Raw genomic sequence first — 19,096 nt, forward strand, 5'->3', positions numbered from 1 at the left:
TTGGCAGATCGGTGTTCGTGGCCCCTCGTTTGACACGCCGCGCAGGGTGGGCCTAGTTGGCCGCACAAGGGAAAAGGGCGACGGGACATGGACGGGACTGAGGGTCTGACAGGGGCGCAGGGACGCCTCGTTGCCGTTGTCGTGACGTATCGGCGTCTGGAGCAGCTTCAGGTGACCCTGCCCGCGCTCCTTGCGCAGGCGGAGGAGGATCTGGCGGCGATTCTCGTGGTGGACAACGCCTCGGGCGACGGGACCGGCGCCTATCTGGCCGCGCAGCAGGATCCACGCGTGCATGTGCTGACGCTGCCGCAGAACGGGGGCGGCGCCGGCGGTTTCGAGGCCGGGATGCGGCACGCGATGACCCATCTGGCGCCGGACTGGATCGTCGTGATGGACGATGACGCGCGCCCGGCGCCCGGCGCCATGGCAGCCTTCCACGCTTTGGATCTGGACGGCTATGACGGGTTCGCGGCGGCTGTCCGACACCCGGACGGCACCCTGTGCGAGATGAACCGGCCCACCTTCAACCCGTTCTGGCACAAGCGCATTCTGGCCCACACGCTGCTGGGAGGCGGTCGCGGGGCGTTCCACCTCGGCGCCGAGGATTTTGCCCGTCCGGGACTGCGCAGGATCGACGGCGCATCCTTCGTGGGGTTCTTTGTCCGCGCAACGACCGTGGCGCGGCGCGGATACCCGGATCCTGCGCTGTTCCTGTATGGTGACGATGCGATCTACACGATGGGCCTGACCGCGGCCGGCCATCGCCTGGCCTTCGACCCTTCGGTCCGGTTCGAGCATGACAGCTCGACCTATTCCAATGCGGACCCCCGGATCAGGCCGCTTTGGAAGGTCTATTACTACCACCGCAACCTGCTGATCCTGTACCGGATCGCCACGGGGATCTTCTTTGTCCCGGTGCTGTTGCTCTACATCCCGCGCTGGCTTCTGCGACTGCGCCACCACAAAGGCGAACGCCGGCGCTATCTGCGGCTGTTCAGGCTGGCGTTGTGGGACGGGCTGCGCGGACGAACGGGCCGCCCTCACGACGACGTGATCTCGCATGCCGAGGGTGAATGACCGCGCCGATCAGCGGTTCAGCAATTCCAGATGGTAGCGCCGTACCAGCAACAAGCCGAGGCACAACGGGATCAAGGAGCAGGCGAGGACATACGGGATCGAGATGTAGGAAGGCTGATAGGTCGAATAAAAGCCTTCGCGCATGAGGCCCGTGATGTGCATCACCGGATTGTACCACAAGAACTTCTGCCCCAGCGGCGGCAGGTCGTCGTAGAGCATCAGCACACCGGAAGCGATCATAAGCGGTGCGGTCATGATGCCCCAGACGTTCGACCAGATCGAGATTCTCTCGACAAGGAAGCAATTCAGCATCCCGATCCCGAAACCGAGCAGGGCGGCCAGCAGCGTCGCCATGGCGATCCTTGGCCAATCGAGGATCAGGGTCAGCCCTTCAAAGTAGATTATTCCTGCCAGAATCAGGATCGTGACGACCAAAGACACCGCGACGTTCAGGAACAGGCGCGCCAGCACGGCGTCGATCCAGTTCACCCCGGGATAGGCCAGCAACTGCTTTGAAAAGGACAGACTCTTGCCGACCATGTTCGATGTCGTCTTGAACATGCTGAACGGCAGCATACCCGTCGCCTTGAACATGATGAAGCTGGTGCCCAGAGACGGCGTGCGTGCGATGAGGGAGAACGCGAACCCAAGGACGATGATCGTCGCCAAGGGCTGAAGGACGGCCCAGATGAAGCCACCGGGCGTCCGACCGAAGCGGGTTGCCACCTCGCGCAGCATCAATGCCGAAATCGACCGGAAAGCGCGGTATTTGATGCGTTGCGGTGCCCTCGGCAACTCACTGCCAAACTCTTCAAGGGAACCGGAGGCGACACTCATTGCGCAACCCTTCTTCTGGCCAATGCAGCCGGGACTATGTAGAAATTCGCAACGCAGTGCAATTCGCGCGGAACCGCGACGTGGAGCAGGATCAGGCCGGCATGGAAAAACAGGGACGCCTTGGTGCACGGGGCACGCAGGCCAGACGAAACCGGCGTGCCGCCGCCGATACCGCGCAGCTCGATCAACTCGATTCCATGTCGGAGGAAAATCCGGAGCATACCGATCCTGCGCGTGACGTCTCCGGCAAGGCCCCGCAGGGCCGCCCCGCACCCCGTGGTGACACAGCCGAGCCGGCGGTCCGACCTGTAGCCGCACGCGCGCGTCTCAAGCGTCGGCACAGCGGCCTGTTTCTGGCCTTCGTGATCATGGTGATCGTGCCGACCTTCCTGTTTTCGCTGTACCTCAATGTCTTTGCGCAGGACATGTATGCCTCGAAGACCGAATTCACCGTCCGCAGCGAGGAAACGACCTCTGCTTCGGAACTTGTCGGGGGCCTCAGCGCCTTCGTCGGCGGTAGTACGACCTCCAATGCCAACGTGCTCTATGCCTATGTGCACAGTCAGCAGATCGTGGAGCGGACGCAGGAACAGGTCGATCTACGCGCCCATTACTCTGAATTCTGGCGCACCGACCCCCTGTTCTCGATCTGGCCCGACGCCACGATCGAGGATCTGATGTGGTACTGGCACCGCATCGTGACGGTGTCCTACGATCAGAACTCGGGGCTCATGGATGTGCAGGTGAACGCCCATACCGCCGAGATGGCGCAGCGCATCGCGCAGGTGATCGTCTCCGAGAGCGAGGAGATGATCAACGCGCTCAATGAACAGGCGCGCTCGGACACCATGGCCAACGCCCAGCGCGATCTGGACGATGCGCTGGAGCGTCTGCGCACCGCGCGCGAGGAGCTGGCCAGCTTCCGCGCCCGTACGCAGATCGTCGACCCGCAAGCGGATATTGCCGGTCGAATGGGCGTGATCAACGGGTTGCAGCAGACCCTGGCCCAGGCCTTGGTCGATTACGATCTGCTGCTGCAGACCTCGGCCGAAAGCGACCCGCGGGTCCGTCAGGCCGAGCGCCGGATCGAGGTCATTCGCCAGCGTATCACCGAGGAACGCCGGAACTTCGCCACGCAGGACGTCACGACCTTCGATACCGATTATCCCCGCCTGATCGCCCAGTTCGAGGCACTGACGGTCAATCAGGAATTCGCGGAGATGACCTATACCGCCGCGCTTCAGGCCCTCGACAGTGCGCGGTCGAATGCGCAGCGGCAATCGCTTTATCTGGCGACCTATGTTCGCCCGACGCTTGCGGAACGCGCCGAGTATCCCCAGCGGATGCAGCTCACGTTGCTGCTGTTCGGGTTCTTGCTGTTGGGCTGGGCCGCACTGGCGATGATCTACTACAGCCTTCGCGATCGCGGTTGAGGACTGGGTCGCCATGATCCGCTTCGAGCATCTGTCCAAGGGTTTCTGGGTCCGAAACGAATTCCATCCGGTGATCCGGAACCTGAACCTGACCCTGCCAACCGGAAAGTCGCTGGCTTTGCTGGGGGGGAACGGGGCCGGCAAATCGACGCTGCTGTCGTTGATCGCCGGGACCATGCCCGCCGATTCCGGCAGGGTGTGGAGCGACGGGTCGATCTCGTTTCCGGTCGGCCTTGGCGGAAGTTTCCACAAGGATCTGACCGGCGCGCAGAACACCCGGTTTCTCGCCCGGGTCTATGGCGTCGACACCGAGGAATTGGCGGATTTCGTGCAGGACTTCGCGCAGATCGGCAAGCATTTCGACATGCCGATCCGAACCTATTCCTCGGGGATGAAATCCCGCCTGACGTTCGGGATCTCGATGGGCATCCCCTTCGACACCTATCTTGTCGACGAGGTGACTGCCGTCGGGGACCAAAGCTTCCGTCGCAAGTCCAAACAGCTGTTCAGGGACCGCATGCTGAAATCCAGCGCCATTCTGGTCAACCACAACCTTGAGGAGCTGCGCGAGTATTGCGACGCTGCAATCGTGCTGCACCAAGGCAAGCTTGCGTATTTCGAAGACCTCGAAGAAGCGGTCAATCACCACAAGAGCAATATGAAATGACGCCCCGGCGCCATCCGGATCCCGCATGACCCAGACCCGCGACATCATTCTCCATATCGGCCATTTCAAGACCGGGACCACCGCGCTGCAGGTGTTCTGCGCCAACAATGCCGAGGGCCTTGCCGGGCTGGGTCTGCATTATGCGCAGACCGCGCGCCATCACGACAAGCACTCGACACTGCCGCTAACCCTGCTGCACGAAGCAGGCGCCCACAAGATGATGTTCAGCTTCGATCCTGTGGAGGATTCGGATGCTCTGTGGGACATCTTCCTCGAGGAAGCCCGGATGCTCCCCGAAGGTCATGCCCTTCTCATCAGCAGTGAAGAGCTTATCCGCCTCGCGGCCTATCCCGGCGCCGTCGAACGCTTCAGGGCCTTGGTCGAACGGACTCCGGACATCCGGATCCGGGCCATCGCCTACCTGCGCGCGCCGCAGGATCATCTGGAAAGCTACTATAACCAGCTCATCAAGATGGGGCGCGACGTGCCCGGCTTCGACGCCACTGTTTGCCATTGGCTGGAGCCCGTCCACTGGGACTATGCCCTCGCCCTGCATCCCTGGCTGGAGATCCTCGGCCCTCGGAATGTGATGATCCGCCAGTTCACGGACGATCTTCGGAACGAGGACGCGATCTATGCAGATTTCCTCGCGGCGCTCGACAAGCCGATGCTGTTGCATCCCGTTGGCTCTGGCCGAGATCCCAATCCGAAACTGGACCCAAGGCTGCTGCCGCTGCAGCGTGGGCTGGGTCGGTCCGATCTGAAGCCGCGCCATATCCGCGACGTGGTCGAGAGCGCACGTGAGACCCTTGCAGCCGAGGCGGGCACGGGATTGGGCGGTGGACCCGATTTCGCCGCCATCGCCAAACGCTCCCGCGAGGGGCTGGAGCTTCTGGCCGCCCTGCCCAACGCGTCGATCGACCTGCCGACCATGCTTGACGCGCTGCCCCGCGCCCTCGACGATGGGCAGCGAAAGATGGATGAAAGTGTTGCCATGCTCAGCGCCGAGATCGGCCGCCTGCGCAGCCTCGTGCTGTCCCAGCAGGCACGGATCGCCAAGCTGGAGGGAGCCCTGGGCGACGACGGCCCGGACCGCCCCCGTGGCGGCCGGGGCCGCAAGCGGCGGAAAGACCCTGAAGCGTGAGGATCCTGTTCTACAACTGGGCCGACCCGTTCGATGCCGACAAGCGCGGCGGTGGCGTCACCGTCTATCAGCGCAATCTCCTGCATGCGCTGGGCCGGCAAGACGGCATCGAGACGGCGATGCTCTGCGCCGGATTGGCCCATGACCTTCACCGGCGCGATCCCCATGTCGTCACGCGCGGCCAAGGGGCGCAGCAGCGGCATGTGCTGGTCAATTCCGGGGTCATCGCGCCGTCGCATGCCGGCTACGGCCGCCCCGAGCAGCTGGAACACGCCCCGACCGAGAAGGCCTTTGCCGATTTCGTCGAGCGGACAGGGCCCTGGGATGTCATCCATTTCAACAACCTCGAAGGCCTTCCCGCGAATGTCCTGTCGCTGAAGGACCGTTGGCCCCAGACCAAGTTCGTGCTGTCGCTGCACAATTACTACCCGATCTGTCCGCAGGTGAATCTGTGGTTCTCCGAGCGCGAGACCTGCGATGATTTCCACGCGGGCGAGAAATGCACGCGCTGTCTCGTGGCGCGGCCCTCGCAGGGTTCGGTCCGGATGGCCTATGCCACCGCCTGGGGCCTGTCGCGGATGGGTATGGGCCCCGGCTCGGGTTTCTATGACGGGGTGTTCGAGCCCTTGGCCGGCAGCGCGTGGCGCAGCCTGCGTCGCTTGAAAACCGCGCGCCACCGCAAGCGGGACGCCGCGCACGCCGGCGCCTCCCCTGTCGCTGCGCCCAGTGTAGCCCCCATGCCGGCGCCCGCCCCGATGCTGGCCTTCGAGGCAGCGGGCGCGGGCAGCGGCCTTCCCGTCTCGAACGCTGCCCCTGAGCGTGAGGCACCCCGCACACCGCCCACGCAGCAGACCGCCCGCGCGCAAGCCGACGCCTTCCTGCAGCGACGCGCGCGGATGGTCAGTTTGATCAATGCCCATTGCGACCGCGTGCTGTGCGTTTCGGATCGCGTGCGGCAGATCGCCTTGACCCACGGCATCCACGCCTCGCGGCTGCAGACGCTCTATATCGGCAGCGCCGAGGCCGGAGAATGGCACTACACCAAGCCGCAGCCGAGCTTCCTGTCCGACGACGGCACGCTGCACCTTGCCTATCTGGGCTACATGCGGCGCGACAAGGGCTTCCATTTCCTAATGCAGGCCCTGCGCCGGCTCCCACGGGCGCTGGCTTCGCGCATCCATCTGACCGTCGCCGCGCGCAAGCTCGAAGCCGAGCCCGTCGCGCTGATGGAAGCGTTGCAGGGCCATATCGCCACCTTGCGGCATGTGGACGGCTATACCCATGCCGGCTTGTCGGACCTGCTGCAAAGCGTGGACATGGGCATCGTCCCGGTGATCTGGGAAGACAACCTGCCGCAAGTCGCCATTGAAATGCATGCAAGGCACATCCCTCTCATCACCTCGGACCGGGGCGGTGCGCAGGAACTGGGGCGCTGCCCCGAGACGGTGTTCCGCGCCGGCGACGCCGAGTCGCTGCACGCCGTTCTGGAGCGCGTCCTGAATGGCGGCGTGACCCCGGCCACCTACTGGACCCATGCCATCCCCCCCGTCAGCCTGCCCGAGCATATCTTGGCGCTGCTGGCCAGCTACCGGACCGCCTCATGAAAGCCGTCATCCACATCGGGACGCCGAAATCCGGCACCACGACCATCCAGTCCTTCCTGTCGCTGAACCGCACCGCGCTGCAGGATCAGGGCATCCGCTATCAGCCCTTCGATCCGCGCAACATCGCGCAGCTGGAGCTGGGTCTGGCCGGGCTGGTCGGCGTGGGCGAGATGGCCGGTGCCGCGAACAAGAAGCATGCCCTTGGCGCCCATACCCGCGCCGAGCAAGAGGCCTATGTGGCCCGTTTCGACGCCATGCTGGCCGAGGGGGTGAATTCCTGGCCCGAGGGGGTCTATCTCGGCTCGTCCGAGCAGGTGCATTCCTGGCTGTCGACACGCCCGCGCGTGCAGGCGCTGCACGATTTCCTCAAGCGCCATTTCGAGAGCGTGCACTACATCGTCTACTACCGCCCGCAGGAAGAATTCATGCTCTCGACCTATTCCGAGCGCATCAAGCGCGGCGAGATCTTGACCTTCGACGAGCATTACCAGCAGCGGCTGGAAGCGATGGATTTCCACCGCAAGGCCAAGATCTGGACCCGCGTCGCCGGGCGCGAGAACCTGACCGTGCGCCTGCTGGACCGGACCGAGTTGAAGAACGGCGACCTGCTCGACGACTTCTGCGCCGCCGCCGGCATCGACCGTGGCCCGCTGCAGGACCCACCACGGATGAACGTCTCGCTCAGCGCGGAAGAGATCGACCTCTATCTGAAGCTGGGTCGCCGCATTCCGGCGCGTCGGTCGAATGGTGGCCCGAACCCGGTGTTCTTTGGCCTGCTGAAGCTGATGAAGATGCGCCTGCCCAATCCCGGCTCCCGCCTGCGCCTGTCGCAGGCGCAGATCGCCGAGATCCGCGCCCTCAACGCCGAGAGCAACGAACGCCTGCGTGCCGATTTCTTCCCTGAGCGCGAGACGCTCTTTTCCCAGCGTTGAGAGGGTCCGATGGACGCGGTGATCCACATCGGGCTGCCGAAATGCGGCTCGACCTCGATCCAGGGGTTTCTGGCGCTGAACGCCGAGGGGCTGGCTGCGCGCGGGATCCGCTACGCCCCCTGTGACACGCGTTTCACCAGCCAGATCGAGCTGGGGATCGCTGCCCTCGATGCGGTGGGTGCGGGGGTGGCCAATGCCCATGCCCGGCGGGTCTTCCAGCTGGAAACGCCCGACGACATGCGCCAGCGGGCCGCAACCTTCGCCGCGTTTCTGGATGCGGGGATCGCGCAATGGCCCGAGGCGCTCTATGTCGCCAGCTCCGAGCATCTGGCCGTCTGGCTGGACACGCCCGAGAAGATCGCCGCGCTCGACACCTTCCTGACTGCGCGCTTCGCCTCGGTTCGCTATGTCGTCTACCTGCGGCCCCAGTCCGAGATCGTCCTCAGCAATTATTCCGAGAGCGTCCACCGGGGCAGCACCGAGAGCTTCGAGGCCTATCTGGGGCACCAATCCGGCGGGCATAACCACCGCGCCCTGGTGCGCCGTTGGGAAAAGGCCTTGGGCGGGGATCGGTTGTCGATCCGCCTGCTGACGCCTGACTTCCTGACAGACAGCGACCTGATCGCCGACTATTGCGCGCAGATCGGGACCTCTGTGCAGGGTCTGACACGGCCACCCCGGCTGAACAGCGCCATGACCGACGGCGAGATCCGGGTACGGCGGGTGCTGAACCGCGTGCTGGCTCTGCGCAAGAGCGGCGGCGGATCGAACCTGCTCTACCGGGGGGCGCTGAAGCTGGCGCATCTGCTGCGCCTGACCGGGGGCGCGCCGCATGAATTGCCGCGCGGCCATCGTGCTGCGATCGAAGCGCACTATGCCGAGTCGAACGAACGCCTGCGCGCGCGTTATTTCCCCGACCGCAAGACGTTGTTCTGAAACGCAAAGGGGCGCCCCGAAGGACGCCCCCTGACTTCCGCTCCGGCGAAGGGCCTCAGCCCTTCTTCAGGCAGCGCTGGCCCAGAACCTCGGCGATCTGCACCGCGTTCAGAGCCGCGCCCTTGCGCAGGTTGTCCGAGACGCACCAGAAGTTCAGGCCGTTGTCGATCGTCGAATCCTGACGGATGCGCGAGATATAGGTGGCGTATTCACCGACGCATTCGACGGGCGTGATGTAGCCACCGGCCTCACGCTTGTCGACGACGAGGATGCCGGGCGCTTCGCGCAGGATCTCGGTCGCTTCTTCCCAATCGAGGAAGTCCTCGGTCTCGATGTTGATCGATTCCGAATGGCCGACGAAGACGGGCACGCGCACGCAGGTCGCGGTGACCTTGATCTTCGAGTCGAGGATCTTCTTCGTCTCGGTGACCATCTTCCATTCTTCTTTCGTGTCGCCCGAATCCAGGAACACGTCGATATGGGGGATCACGTTGAAGGCGATCTGCTTGGGATAGACCGACGGCGCGACTTCCTGACCGGGGACGAAGATGCCCTTGGTCTGGTTCCACAGCTCGTCGATGGCTTCCTTGCCGGTGCCCGACACGGATTGGTAGGTCGAGACCACGACGCGCTTGATCTTGGCGCGGTCATGCAGCGGCTTCAGCGCCACGACCATCTGCGCGGTCGAACAGTTCGGGTTCGCGATGATGTTCTTCTTGGTGTAGCCGTCGACGGCCTCGGCGTTCACTTCCGGCACGACCAGCGGGACGTCCGGGTCGTAGCGATAGAGCGACGAGTTGTCGATGACGACACAGCCCGACGCCGCAGCCTTGGGGGCGTAGACCTTGGTCGCGTCCGAGCCGATGGCGAAGAGCGCGATGTCCCAGCCTTTGAAGTCGAACGTGTCGAGGTCCTGGCATTTCAGCGTCTTGTCGCCGAAGCTGCATTCCGTGCCCAGCGAGCGGCGCGAGGCCAGCGCGGCGATCTCGTCGACCGGGAATTCCCGTTCGGCGAGGATGTTGAGCATTTCGCGACCCACGTTCCCCGTGGCGCCAACGACGACGACTCGATAGCCCATGCGGACCTCCAATGCCTGAATGACGGGGGCCGCATAGCGTGAAACCCGTTCCTTGGAAAGGGAATTGCGCGCAATCCCTGCGATCAGGCCAAGAGGTCGCGGTAGATCGCCACCAGCGCGGCGGCCTCGTCTTCGATGCGGAAGCCCGCTTCGACATGCACTCGCGCGGCCTGACCCGCCGCGCGCAGGGCCTCAGGGTCCGACAGGTAGCGCCCGGCGGCCTCGGCCAGCGCCTGCGGATCGCCGGGTTCGACCAGCGCGCCGGTCTCGGGCGTGAGGATCTCGGGGAAGGCGCCGACCGTTGTGGCAACGACCGGCACGCCGCAGGCCATGGCCTCGAGCGGTGTCAGGCCGAAGCCCTCCCAGCGCTGCGGCGCGATGTAGAGGTCGAGCGCGCCGTACCAATCGGCCATCCGGTCCACGGTAACTTCGGGCAGGAACAGGAGGCGTTCGCTGAGCCCGGCCTCGGCCACCTTGGCCTTGAGGCCCGACAGGAACTCGCCATGCCCTTCGGTCGCGCGGCCCATGACCAGCGCCGTGGCTTCGGGATGGGCCGGCAGCGCGGCGATCATCGCGTCGACGAAGGCGTCGGTGCCCTTCTGCGCACGGATGCGACCGTAGCAGCCGATCAGCAGCCCGTCCGGCAGGCCCAGTCGCGCCCGCAGGGCGGCGCGGTCCTCGGGTGGGGTGAAGGTCGCGGTGTCGATGCCGTGCAGGATCACGGTCGCGGGGCGCTCAAGGTAGCTGGCCGTCCGGGCCGAGGTCGCCACGACCGCATCCATCTTCGAGATCAGCCATTTCGTATAGCCCGAATGCTTGCGTTGGCTGGCCGAGGTGAACATCAGCTTCAGCCGGCTCAGCCCCAGCCCGCGCAGGATCAGGCCGAGCAGCATCTCGGTATTGCGCCGCGCATGCCAGACGCGCAACCGGCGCTTGAGGAACGGCAGGCGCCACAGGGCCACATGCGGCGTCTCGGGCGGCAAGCCGGGGCCTGTGGCGACGATGCCGATCATCCGCGCCTGCACCGGCACCAGCCGGGCAATGGTCGCGGTGACGCCGGAAAGGCGGCGCTTGAGGTTCGGGGCGATGACATCGATCTCGGACATGGCGCCCTTGTCGCCGATCCCCGCCCCGCTGTCACGCCTTCAGTCGGTGCGGTCCTGCGAGAAGGCGTAGACTGCGCAACCGGCCAGCACGAGGAGGCCGAACATCAGGAAGATCGCCTGATAGGGGGCCTCGGCCGGCGGGGTGGGCGTCGCGTGATGAAGGCGGGCCGAGAGGGTCTGCAGCACGCCGACGCCGCCGATGCCGAACATGTTCATCAGCGTGACGCCCCGGCCCAACAGATGCGGCGGGAAGAAGCTGCGGCCATGGGCGATCATCATCGGGAAGGACGCGCCGAAGAAACCGATCCCGGCCAGCAGCGCGGTCACTGGCCAATAGCCCGCGGTCGGCACCGCCCAAAGCGCCATGACGCAGGCGGCGGTCAGCAGGTTGCCGACCAGCGCGACGCCCTTGCGGGTGCCGAACAGGCGGTCGGCGGGGCCATAGGCGAAGGAGCCTGCCACCATCGCCAGCGCCATTACCAGCGTTGCTGTGCCGATGCTGAGGGCGTCCGCGCCGTAGACATCGCGGAAGAACGGCCCGGCCCAGAGGCCCCGGATCGCCGCGGCGGGCAGGTAGCAGACGGTCATCAGCGGAATGATCAGCCACAGGGCTGGGATCTTCAGCAGGTCGAGGAGCGAGCCGCGGCCTTCCGGGCGGTGCTCCAGCGCCGGTGGGTCCTGCACGAAAAGCCACAGGGCGAGGGCCACGAGCAGCGTCACGGCGGCCAGCCCCATCAGGGTCTCGCGCCAGCCGAAGGTCTCGGCCGCCCAGGCCAGCGGCCAGGCCCCGGCGATGTTGCCCAATGTGCCGAAGCCGATGATCGCACCGGCCAGCGTGGCGAAGACCCCGGCGGGGAACATGCGTCCGAAAATATAGTAGCTGGCCATCAGCACCGGCGAGCAACCGATGCCGATCAGGATCATCGCGGCATGGATGTGCCAGGGCTCGGTCGCCAAGGCGAAGACGAGGGCGCCGCCACCGCCGGCCAGGCCGAGGAGCAGGGCCGAGGTCTTGCGCGGGCCGACGCGGTCCAGTGCGGCGCCGACGGGGATCTGCATCAGGGCGAAGGTCAGGAACCACAGGCCCGAGGACAGGGCGAGATGCTCGGCCGTGGCGCCGACCTCGGTGCCGAGGATGGGCGACAGCACGGCGAGGAAGGCCCGGTAGAACTGGCTCAGCACATAGGCGATGACGAGGAAGAAGATGCCGAGCTTCATGAGGGCGGTCCGTGAACAGGTGAAAGGCTGCGCACGATTGCCGAAAACTTGAGCAAGGTCCAGAGGCCGCAGCCGGTGGGGTGAAACCCCACCCTACACGCGCGACCCGTAGGGTGGGGTTTCACCCTACCTTTGCCGGCGCTCAGGCAAGATGCGCCCGGAAAGCCGCCACGACCTGTTTGTAGATCTCGCGCTTGAAGGGGACGATCGCCTCGATCATCTCCTCGGCCCCGACCCAGCGCCATTCGCTGAACTCGGGATGTTCCTGCTCCAGATCGATCTGATCATCCCGCCCGAGGTAGCGCAGCAGGTACCATTTCTGCTTCTGGCCCCGGTAGCGGCCCTTCCACATCTTGCCCAGAAGCTCGGGCGGCAGGTCATAGGCCAGCCAGTCCGGCGTCTCGTCGAGCACCTGCACCAGCGCCGGATGCACACCCGTCTCTTCCTGCAGCTCGCGCAGGGCGGCGGCGCGGGCATCCTCGCCTTCGTCGATCCCGCCCTGCGGCATCTGCCAGGCCGGGACCGGGCTGTCGAGCCGCTTGGCCGCGAAGATCATCCCCCGCCCGTCGATCAGCATGACGCCGACATTCGGGCGGTAGGGCAGTTTCTCGATCTCTTCCGGGCTCATCGCTTACTGGCCGTTCATCACCGACAGGCCGCGCAGGATGTCCAGCGCATAGGCCAGCTGGTAATCCTCGTTGCGCAGTTGCGCCAGTTCCTCGGCCGCGCGCTCCTCGTCCTCCATCTGCCGACGTTCGTCATCGGTGATGGTCTGGTTGCGCAGGGCCCCGCGCAGCGACGATTCACTGCGTTGCGGACGGGTGGTGCCAGCCTCTTCGGGGGCGGCGGCCATGTCGTCGGGATGCGCGGGCTCATGCACGACGATATCCGGGGCCACGCCCAAAGCCTGGATCGAGCGGCCCGACGGCGTGTAGTACAGCGCCGTGGTCAGACGCATCGCCCCATCGCCGCGCAGCGGGATCAGCGATTGCACCGAGCCCTTGCCGAAGCTGCGCTCGCCCACCACCACCGCGCGGTGGTGATCCTGCAGCGCGCCCGCCACGATCTCCGAAGCCGAGGCCGAGCCGCCGTTGATCAGCACCACCATCGGCAGCCCGCTGATCAGGTCGCCCTCGGTCGCGTTATAGCGATCCCCCTCCGCTTCCTCGCGGCCGCGGGTCGAGACGATCTCGCCGGCATCGAGGAAGGCATCCGACACGCGGATCGCCTGCATCAGCAGACCGCCCGGGTTGTTGCGCAGATCCAGCACGACGCCCTGCAGCTGGTCGATCCCGCCCATCTCGGCGATGCCGTCCTGCAGTTCGCTTTCCAGATTGTCGTAGGTCTGTTCGTTGAAGGTCGAGACCCGCAGCACGATGATATTGCCCTCGACGCGGCTGCGCACGGCCTGCATGCGGATCGTGTCGCGGATGATCGAGATGTCGAAGGGCTCGGCCACGCCTTCGCGCAGCACGGTCACGACGATTTCGGACCCGACCGGGCCGCGCATCAGGTCCACGGCCTCGGCCAGCGTCAGGCCCAGAAGCGAGGTGCCGTCGACATGGGTGAGCAGATCGCCCGGCTCGACGCCCGCCTGCGCGGCGGGGGTGTCGTCCATCGGCGTGATGACGCGGACATAGCCGTCCTGCTGGGTGATCTCGATGCCCAGACCGCCGAACGAGCCGCGGGTCTGCACCCGCATGTCTTCATAGTCATCCGGAGCGAGGTAGCTGGAATGCGGGTCGAGCGAGTTCAGCATGCCGTTGATCGCGGCCTCGACCAGCTGGCTGGTGTCCACCTCGTTGACGTATTGCGCGCGAATGCGCTCGAACACGTCGCCGAAAAGGTCGAGCTGCTCATAGACCGACTGGTCGGCGTCCTGCTCCTGCGCGAGCAATGGCGCGGCCACCTGCGTCGACAGCACGGCCCCGCCAAGGATGCCTGCCGCCGCCGCCACCAGATACTTGTTCATGCTTCCATCCCGTTTGTCCGCCGGGGAGGCTTCGCGTCTCCCCGCTCAGGCCTTGCCGGCCCGTTCATGGCTGCTGCCCACTCAAGTCGAACCAGTCGGCCGGGTCAATGGCCTGCCCGGCCTGCCTGAGTTCCAGATACAGCGTTTCCGTTGCATTCGCTACCGCATCGGGCTGCACGAATTCGTCACTTTGGGTCTCGGCGCCGGGCATCAGGCCCAGCGCATCGCCCTGCGCCACCACGTCGCCCATGCGCGGATAGACCGTCTCCAGCCCGGCGATGACCATCAGCCAACCCTCACCGGGCTCCAGCAGAACGACGTTTCCGTAATCCATCAGCGGCCCGCGATAGCGCACGGTGCCGAACCAGGGCGCGACGACGAGCGCGCCGGGTTCGGTGGCCAGCACGAGGCCCGGACGCGCGATCCCCGCCGCATCCGTCTCGCCAAAACCGCGCAGCACGGTCGCGGCCGCCGGCAGGGACAGGGTGCCGCGCGCAGTGCCGAAGATCGGCAGCCCGTCGGTATTGCCTGAGGGGCGTTGGGCGAGGCTGGTCGCCAGCTCCTGCAAGGTCCGCACCGATTCCAGCAGCGCCTGCATCCGCGCCTCGTCATCGCCCAGCCTGGGCGGCAGGTCGCGGCGGTCGGCCATCGCCTGACTGAGGTCGGCGCGTGCCGCCTGCAGGCTGGAGAGCCCCGCCGCCAGCGTATCCACCGCCGTCGCGCGCAGGGTTCGCAGGTCCTCAAGCTCACGCGCCAGCGCCCCGATCCGCGCGGCTTCGGCCTGAAGCCCCGCCGCGACATCGGCGATCATCATGCCCGACCGTGCGGTGGCCAGCGGCCCCTGAGGATGCACCAGCATCACCGGGCCCTCGATCCGCTCGACCGCCATCATCGCCGCCAGCATGCGGCTGACCTCGGCCTGCTGCCGCGCCAGCACCTGATTGATCGCCGCCTCACGCAAAGCCGCTTCGCGCAGCCCCTCGCGCAGGGCGGAAAGCCCGGCCTCATGCGCCTGAATGGCGGCGGTCAGCGCGGCCACCTGATCGGGCGCGCGCCGGGCCTCGCCCAAGGTGTCGATGGCATTCAGGAGCGAGATCGCCGCCTGTTGCGCATTCTCGGCCGTGGTCGCCCCCGCCGGAGCGCCGACGGGAGCACCGCCAAGGCAGGCCAGAACCGCAAGAGCGCGCGCGAACCGCATGGATCAGCCTTTCCGGATCAAGCTCTGGCCGGTCATCTCCTCGGGCTGGGGCAGGCCCATCAGCTCCAGAAGAGTCGGCGCCACATCCGCGAGGCGACCATCGGCCAGCGTCACCCCCTCGGGCCCGCCGATCAGCGCCACCGGCACCAGATTGGTGGTATGCGCGGTGTGGGGGCCGCCGGTCTCGTAATCGATCATCTGCTCGCAATTGCCATGGTCGGCGGTCAGCAGCATCGCACCACCCGCCTTCTCCAAGGCCTCCAGCACCCGGCCAAGCCCCCGGTCCACCGCCTCGACCGCCTTCACCCCGGCCTCGACGATGCCGGTATGGCCGACCATGTCGGGGTTGGCGAAGTTGGTGACGATCAGGTCGTAACCCTTCTCGATTGCCTGCACGAAGGCGTCGGTTACTTCGACCGAGGACATCTCGGGCTGCAGATCATAGGTCGCGACCTTCGGCGAGAGGGGCATGTAGCGATCCTCGCCTTCCTCGGGCGTTTCCTTGCCGCCGTTGAGGAAGAAGGTGACATGCGGGTATTTCTCGGTCTCGGCCAGCCGGAACTGGGTCAGGCCCTTCTTGGCCACCCATTCGCCCAGCGTGTTCTTGATCTTCCGCTTGGGGAAGGCCGTGTGCATGAAGGCGTTATGGGCGTCGGAATATTCCACCATGCCCAGCATGATCGCCCAATCGACGCGGCCACGGGCCTCGAACCCCTTGAACGAGGGGGCGCCGATGGCGGCGAGGATCTCGCGCGCGCGGTCGGCGCGGAAATTGAGGCAGAACAGCCCGTCGCCATTGCGCGTGCCCTTGTAGCCGGCCAGCACGGTGGGGGTGATGAATTCGTCGGTCTCGCCCGCCTCATAGGCCTGCGCGACGGCGGTGACGGCATCGGGCGCGTCCTTGCCATTGGCGCGGATCATCGCGTCATAGGCCTTTTCCACCCGCTCCCACCGCGAGTCGCGGTCCATGGCGTAATAGCGCCCGATCACCGTGGCGATGCTGGCGCCCTCGGGCAGGCTGGCCACGAGGTCGGCGATGAAACGATCCGCCGATTTCGGCGCCACGTCGCGGCCATCGGTGATGGCATGGATCGCCACCGGCACGCCGGCCCCGGCAATCGCCTGCACAGCGGCCTTGAGGTGGTTGATATGCCCATGCACCCCGCCATCCGAGACGACAGCCATCAGATGCGCGGTCCCGCCCGAGGCCTTCATGCGGGTGATGAACTCGACCAGCCCCTTGTTCTCGGCGAAGGAGCCATCCTCGACCGCGAGGTCGATCTGGCCGAGGTCCATCGCCACGACCCGGCCGGCGCCGATATTGGTGTGGCCGACTTCGGAATTGCCCATCTGACCGGTGGGCAGGCCCACGTCCCGGCCAAAGGTCACCAGCGTGGCCTTGGGGCAGGTCGCCATGACCCGGTCGAAATTCGGCGTCTCGGCCAAGGCAACGGCATTGCCCTCGCGGCGCGGGTTGATGCCCCAGCCGTCGAGGATGCACAGCACGACGGGTTGAGGGATGCGCGTCTGGGTGGTCATGGGGTCGCCTCCGGATCTTCTGCCGCCTGCATAAGCGGGCGGGTCCGTCGGAGCAATGCCCAAGGCCCCGCGCGCCCGCTCAACAGGCCGTGCATCCCCTAACTGGGCGAGGCCTCGCCGGTTTCAAGCCGCTTGCGTCAGCATTGGGCCGCAAATTCCGCCAGCAAGGCGTTGAAGGCGGCGGGTGTCTGGCGGAAGGGCGCATGGCCCGCGCCCGGCACCCCTACCGTGCCGCGCGACCACAGGCTGGGCGCCTCGAGCGTGTCGAAATAAGGCGCTTGGATGAAGGGATCCTCGGCCCCGTTCACCACCGCGAAGGGCACCGAGAGCCCGGCCACCACCGCGCGCTCATCCAGCATCTGCCCGGCCAGCGCCGAGCCGAACATCACTTCCCGCGCGACACCATGGGTGCGCTTGACCATCGCCAGCAGATGCGGGTCGACCTGCCCGTCGATCCCGCCCGTATGCAGCGCATAGGCCAGCGCGTCATCGTCGGTGAAATCACGTTTGGCGGTCAGGTTCTCGGCCGCGGGGTCGATGTTGAACCCGGCCATCATGCTCTCCAGCGTCGGCGCGATGGGCGGCGTGCCGCAGATCATCACTCCCGCCAGAGGCGCCTTGCCGCGCCCGGCCATCTCCAGCGCCGCATGCCCGCCCAGAGACCAGCCGAAGACCACCGGCGCCTGCAGGCCCAGCCCCGCGATCACCGTCTCCAGCATCGTGGCATAGCCGGGGAAGGTATAGGTCGCCGCCGGGTCCGCCGTGTCCTCCGAGGCGCCATGGCCCGGCAGGTCGGGGGCGATCAGGCGGAAGCCTGCCAGCTCGGGCGCGTCGAATTGCGCCGCGAAGACCTCTTTGCAGGCGGAATTGCCATGCACCAGCAGGATCGGCCGTCCGCTCCCGCCGCTGTCCCGATAGGCGATCTTGCCGAATTGTGTGTCGAGGGTCAGGTCGGGACTGGTCATGGCATTACTCCGTTGGACGGGTGAAGCCTAATCCCGGCCCGGCACGCTTGCCAAGGCAAGCCTTAGCGGATCACCACCCGCAGGATGCCGCGCAGCAGCGGCCGGAACAGCATCCGCCCGATCCGCATGAGCCCCGAGGCCATCAGCCCCGCCAGCGAGCCCATCGCCGCGAAGATCCCGCCGATCACGGCGACCACCTCGTCACTGAACCTGAGCCCGGTGCGCAGGAAGCGCGACTTGCCCAGCATCTCGAAGGCGCCAACCGTGCGCGGCCCCAAGGCATCCGAGGCCCGGGCGAGCCGTGCCGCATCCGAGGGTGTGTCGATCGCCCCCATCAGATGCAGCGCCTGCCGCGTCCCCAGCCGCGTGTTCAACCGCCCGAGGTCCTGTGCCACCTTGACCGCCGGGCGCAGCACAGCGGGCCGGGCCAAAGCCGCCAGTTCATCCGCCGAGCGCACCGCCCGCAGCCCGCCCCAATCGACGCCCAAAGTTACGGCGCGGCGGAACAGCGTCAGGATCTCCGGCGCGAGCCGCCCCATGCGATGTGCGACCCTGAGCAGCCCCGATCCGATCTTCACCGTGTAGGAGGTCCCGCCCGAGAAGACGACGAGCCCCGTCGCCGCGATGCCGACAAAGGCAATGCCGAGGTCGATCTGGTCGACCTCCTCACCCGCCACGTAATGCCCGCCCTCGCGGACCAGCGCCACGAGGTCGCCGATCACCGTCAGGTTCACCGCCACCCCGCAGGACAAGGCCGCCGACAGCTCGCAATCGCGCAGATCCCAAGAACAGGACAGGCAATCGAGCCCGGTTGCGATCCAGCCATTGTCCTCGGCATCCAGCAGCGTGCGCCGTTCGATCAGATCGGCTGGCAGGGCGATTCCTTCCTCAGCCGCCAGCGCCACCAGCCCGTCGATCACGACCCAATCGCGCGGGTCCTCGCCGAGCCGCGCCTCCAGCCTAGCGGCCAGCGCTTCGGGTGTCGCCTCGCGCTCCAAGGCGCGCTCATAGGCCGCCGCCAGCTCGGATTCCGTACGTGCAACGAGGGGTTCGAAAACCGGCAACCGCGCGAGGTCCATCGCCCACCAGAGGGTCCAGCCCAGCGAGGCCACGGCCAACAGCGCCATGATCCCGCGCTCGACCCACCGCCGACGGCGGGCCTTGGGGTCGGCTGGGCGTTTTGTCCGCAATTGGGCCATGGCGCTCAACGTGGGGAACGGTGCGCCTTAAGACAACAAAAGACGAGTATTTGCAGCAGAATGAATGCCAAGCGCGGGTGCCAGGCCGCCCTGCGTTTTGAGTATTTGAAACAAGGTGAGAGGGCGGACATGCCGATCGGAACAATTTGACTCAAAACGCCCATCTTCGTTCCGGAAATATCCTCGGGGGG

At 66.2% G+C, this 19,096-nt stretch carries 17 protein-coding genes; 7 read left to right on the plus strand and 10 right to left on the minus strand.

The features are described 5' to 3' along the window. The first annotated feature begins 87 nt into the window (after positions 1-87). Positions 88-1,077: a glycosyltransferase gene (locus tag BCY78_RS18010; protein ID WP_068304657.1), complete on the plus strand. Its 990-nt coding sequence runs from the start codon at positions 88-90 to the stop codon at positions 1,075-1,077. A gap of 9 nt (positions 1,078-1,086) precedes the next feature. Here the strand turns inward: BCY78_RS18010 and BCY78_RS18015 are convergent, their stop codons facing one another. Then, positions 1,087-1,914 carry an ABC transporter permease gene (locus BCY78_RS18015; protein WP_068304659.1) on the minus strand — a complete coding sequence of 276 codons (828 nt, stop codon included), beginning with the start codon at positions 1,912-1,914 and terminating at the stop codon, positions 1,087-1,089. 101 nt (positions 1,915-2,015) lie between these two features. Here BCY78_RS18015 and BCY78_RS18020 point away from each other — a divergent pair, with 101 nt between their 5' ends. The 6 genes from BCY78_RS18020 to BCY78_RS18045 are packed head-to-tail and all read left to right on the plus strand — an operon-like array spanning position 2,016 to position 8,630. After that, the gene (locus BCY78_RS18020) at positions 2,016-3,347 is read left to right on the plus strand and encodes a sugar transporter (protein WP_139103215.1); all 1,332 of its coding nucleotides are present in this window, start codon (positions 2,016-2,018) and stop codon (positions 3,345-3,347) included. Positions 3,348-3,360: 13 nt separating this feature from the next. After that, the gene (locus BCY78_RS18025) at positions 3,361-4,014 is read left to right on the plus strand and encodes an ABC transporter ATP-binding protein (RefSeq protein WP_068304661.1); all 654 of its coding nucleotides are present in this window, start codon (positions 3,361-3,363) and stop codon (positions 4,012-4,014) included. A gap of 25 nt (positions 4,015-4,039) precedes the next feature. Continuing rightward, positions 4,040-5,158, plus strand: a complete 1,119-nt coding sequence (locus BCY78_RS18030) for a hypothetical protein (protein WP_068304662.1) — start codon at positions 4,040-4,042, stop codon at positions 5,156-5,158. After that, entirely contained in the window at positions 5,155-6,762 is a 1,608-nt protein-coding gene (locus BCY78_RS18035) for a glycosyltransferase (protein WP_068304664.1), read from the plus strand. The genes BCY78_RS18030 and BCY78_RS18035 overlap by 4 nt, the downstream gene beginning before the upstream one ends. Next, positions 6,759-7,694 (plus strand): hypothetical protein, encoded by a 936-nt coding sequence (locus BCY78_RS18040; RefSeq protein WP_068304666.1) that lies wholly within the window; start codon positions 6,759-6,761, stop codon positions 7,692-7,694. Before BCY78_RS18035 ends, BCY78_RS18040 begins: the two co-directional genes overlap by 4 nt. A gap of 9 nt (positions 7,695-7,703) precedes the next feature. Then, positions 7,704-8,630, plus strand: a complete 927-nt coding sequence (locus tag BCY78_RS18045; RefSeq protein ID WP_068304667.1) for a hypothetical protein — start codon at positions 7,704-7,706, stop codon at positions 8,628-8,630. A 55-nt stretch (positions 8,631-8,685) separates the two neighbouring features. Here the strand turns inward: BCY78_RS18045 and BCY78_RS18050 are convergent, their stop codons facing one another. The 9 genes from BCY78_RS18050 to BCY78_RS18090 form a co-directional block, all read right to left on the minus strand. Beyond that, complete coding sequence (locus BCY78_RS18050) at positions 8,686-9,708, minus strand: aspartate-semialdehyde dehydrogenase (protein ID WP_068304668.1); 1,023 nt, start codon at positions 9,706-9,708, stop codon at positions 8,686-8,688. An 83-nt stretch (positions 9,709-9,791) separates the two neighbouring features. Further along, on the minus strand, positions 9,792-10,814 hold the full coding sequence (locus BCY78_RS18055; protein ID WP_068304670.1) for a glycosyltransferase family 4 protein: 1,023 nt from the start codon (positions 10,812-10,814) through the stop codon (positions 9,792-9,794). A 39-nt stretch (positions 10,815-10,853) separates the two neighbouring features. Further along, complete coding sequence (locus BCY78_RS18060) at positions 10,854-12,032, minus strand: MFS transporter (protein WP_068304672.1); 1,179 nt, start codon at positions 12,030-12,032, stop codon at positions 10,854-10,856. Positions 12,033-12,174: 142 nt separating this feature from the next. After that, positions 12,175-12,660, minus strand: a complete 486-nt coding sequence (locus tag BCY78_RS18065) for an RNA pyrophosphohydrolase (RefSeq protein ID WP_068304674.1) — start codon at positions 12,658-12,660, stop codon at positions 12,175-12,177. 3 nt (positions 12,661-12,663) lie between these two features. After that, the gene (locus tag BCY78_RS18070; RefSeq protein WP_068304676.1) at positions 12,664-14,004 is read right to left on the minus strand and encodes a S41 family peptidase; all 1,341 of its coding nucleotides are present in this window, start codon (positions 14,002-14,004) and stop codon (positions 12,664-12,666) included. A 64-nt stretch (positions 14,005-14,068) separates the two neighbouring features. Further along, entirely contained in the window at positions 14,069-15,202 is a 1,134-nt protein-coding gene (locus BCY78_RS18075; RefSeq protein WP_083195133.1) for a murein hydrolase activator EnvC, read from the minus strand. A gap of 3 nt (positions 15,203-15,205) precedes the next feature. After that, complete coding sequence (gene gpmI, locus BCY78_RS18080; RefSeq protein ID WP_068304677.1) at positions 15,206-16,741, minus strand: 2,3-bisphosphoglycerate-independent phosphoglycerate mutase; 1,536 nt, start codon at positions 16,739-16,741, stop codon at positions 15,206-15,208. 137 nt (positions 16,742-16,878) lie between these two features. Continuing rightward, a complete protein-coding gene (locus BCY78_RS18085) occupies positions 16,879-17,706 on the minus strand; it encodes an alpha/beta fold hydrolase (protein WP_068304679.1) in 828 nt (275 codons plus the stop codon). A 62-nt stretch (positions 17,707-17,768) separates the two neighbouring features. Beyond that, positions 17,769-18,905: a hypothetical protein gene (locus BCY78_RS18090; protein WP_139103216.1), complete on the minus strand. Its 1,137-nt coding sequence runs from the start codon at positions 18,903-18,905 to the stop codon at positions 17,769-17,771. Positions 18,906-19,096 lie beyond the last annotated feature (191 nt).

Source organism: Pararhodobacter sp. CCB-MM2, assembly GCF_001691415.1.
In the GTDB taxonomy this organism is placed as follows: Bacteria; Pseudomonadota; Alphaproteobacteria; order Rhodobacterales; family Rhodobacteraceae; genus Pararhodobacter.

Coding starts and splice junctions, on each gene's coding strand:
- BCY78_RS18010 (WP_068304657.1), top strand. CDS start 88: ATGGACGGGACTGAGGGTCTGACAGGGGCGCAGGGACGCCTCGTTGCC.
- BCY78_RS18015 (WP_068304659.1), bottom strand. CDS start 1,914: ATGAGTGTCGCCTCCGGTTCCCTTGAAGAGTTTGGCAGTGAGTTGCCG.
- BCY78_RS18020 (WP_139103215.1), top strand. CDS start 2,016: ATGGAAAAACAGGGACGCCTTGGTGCACGGGGCACGCAGGCCAGACGA.
- BCY78_RS18025 (WP_068304661.1), top strand. CDS start 3,361: ATGATCCGCTTCGAGCATCTGTCCAAGGGTTTCTGGGTCCGAAACGAA.
- BCY78_RS18030 (WP_068304662.1), top strand. CDS start 4,040: ATGACCCAGACCCGCGACATCATTCTCCATATCGGCCATTTCAAGACC.
- BCY78_RS18040 (WP_068304666.1), top strand. CDS start 6,759: ATGAAAGCCGTCATCCACATCGGGACGCCGAAATCCGGCACCACGACC.
- BCY78_RS18045 (WP_068304667.1), top strand. CDS start 7,704: ATGGACGCGGTGATCCACATCGGGCTGCCGAAATGCGGCTCGACCTCG.
- BCY78_RS18050 (WP_068304668.1), bottom strand. CDS start 9,708: ATGGGCTATCGAGTCGTCGTCGTTGGCGCCACGGGGAACGTGGGTCGC.
- BCY78_RS18055 (WP_068304670.1), bottom strand. CDS start 10,814: ATGTCCGAGATCGATGTCATCGCCCCGAACCTCAAGCGCCGCCTTTCC.
- BCY78_RS18060 (WP_068304672.1), bottom strand. CDS start 12,032: ATGAAGCTCGGCATCTTCTTCCTCGTCATCGCCTATGTGCTGAGCCAG.
- BCY78_RS18065 (WP_068304674.1), bottom strand. CDS start 12,660: ATGAGCCCGGAAGAGATCGAGAAACTGCCCTACCGCCCGAATGTCGGC.
- BCY78_RS18070 (WP_068304676.1), bottom strand. CDS start 14,004: ATGAACAAGTATCTGGTGGCGGCGGCGGCAGGCATCCTTGGCGGGGCC.
- BCY78_RS18075 (WP_083195133.1), bottom strand. CDS start 15,202: ATGCGGTTCGCGCGCGCTCTTGCGGTTCTGGCCTGCCTTGGCGGTGCT.
- gpmI (WP_068304677.1), bottom strand. CDS start 16,741: ATGACCACCCAGACGCGCATCCCTCAACCCGTCGTGCTGTGCATCCTC.
- BCY78_RS18085 (WP_068304679.1), bottom strand. CDS start 17,706: ATGACCAGTCCCGACCTGACCCTCGACACACAATTCGGCAAGATCGCC.
- BCY78_RS18090 (WP_139103216.1), bottom strand. CDS start 18,905: ATGGCCCAATTGCGGACAAAACGCCCAGCCGACCCCAAGGCCCGCCGT.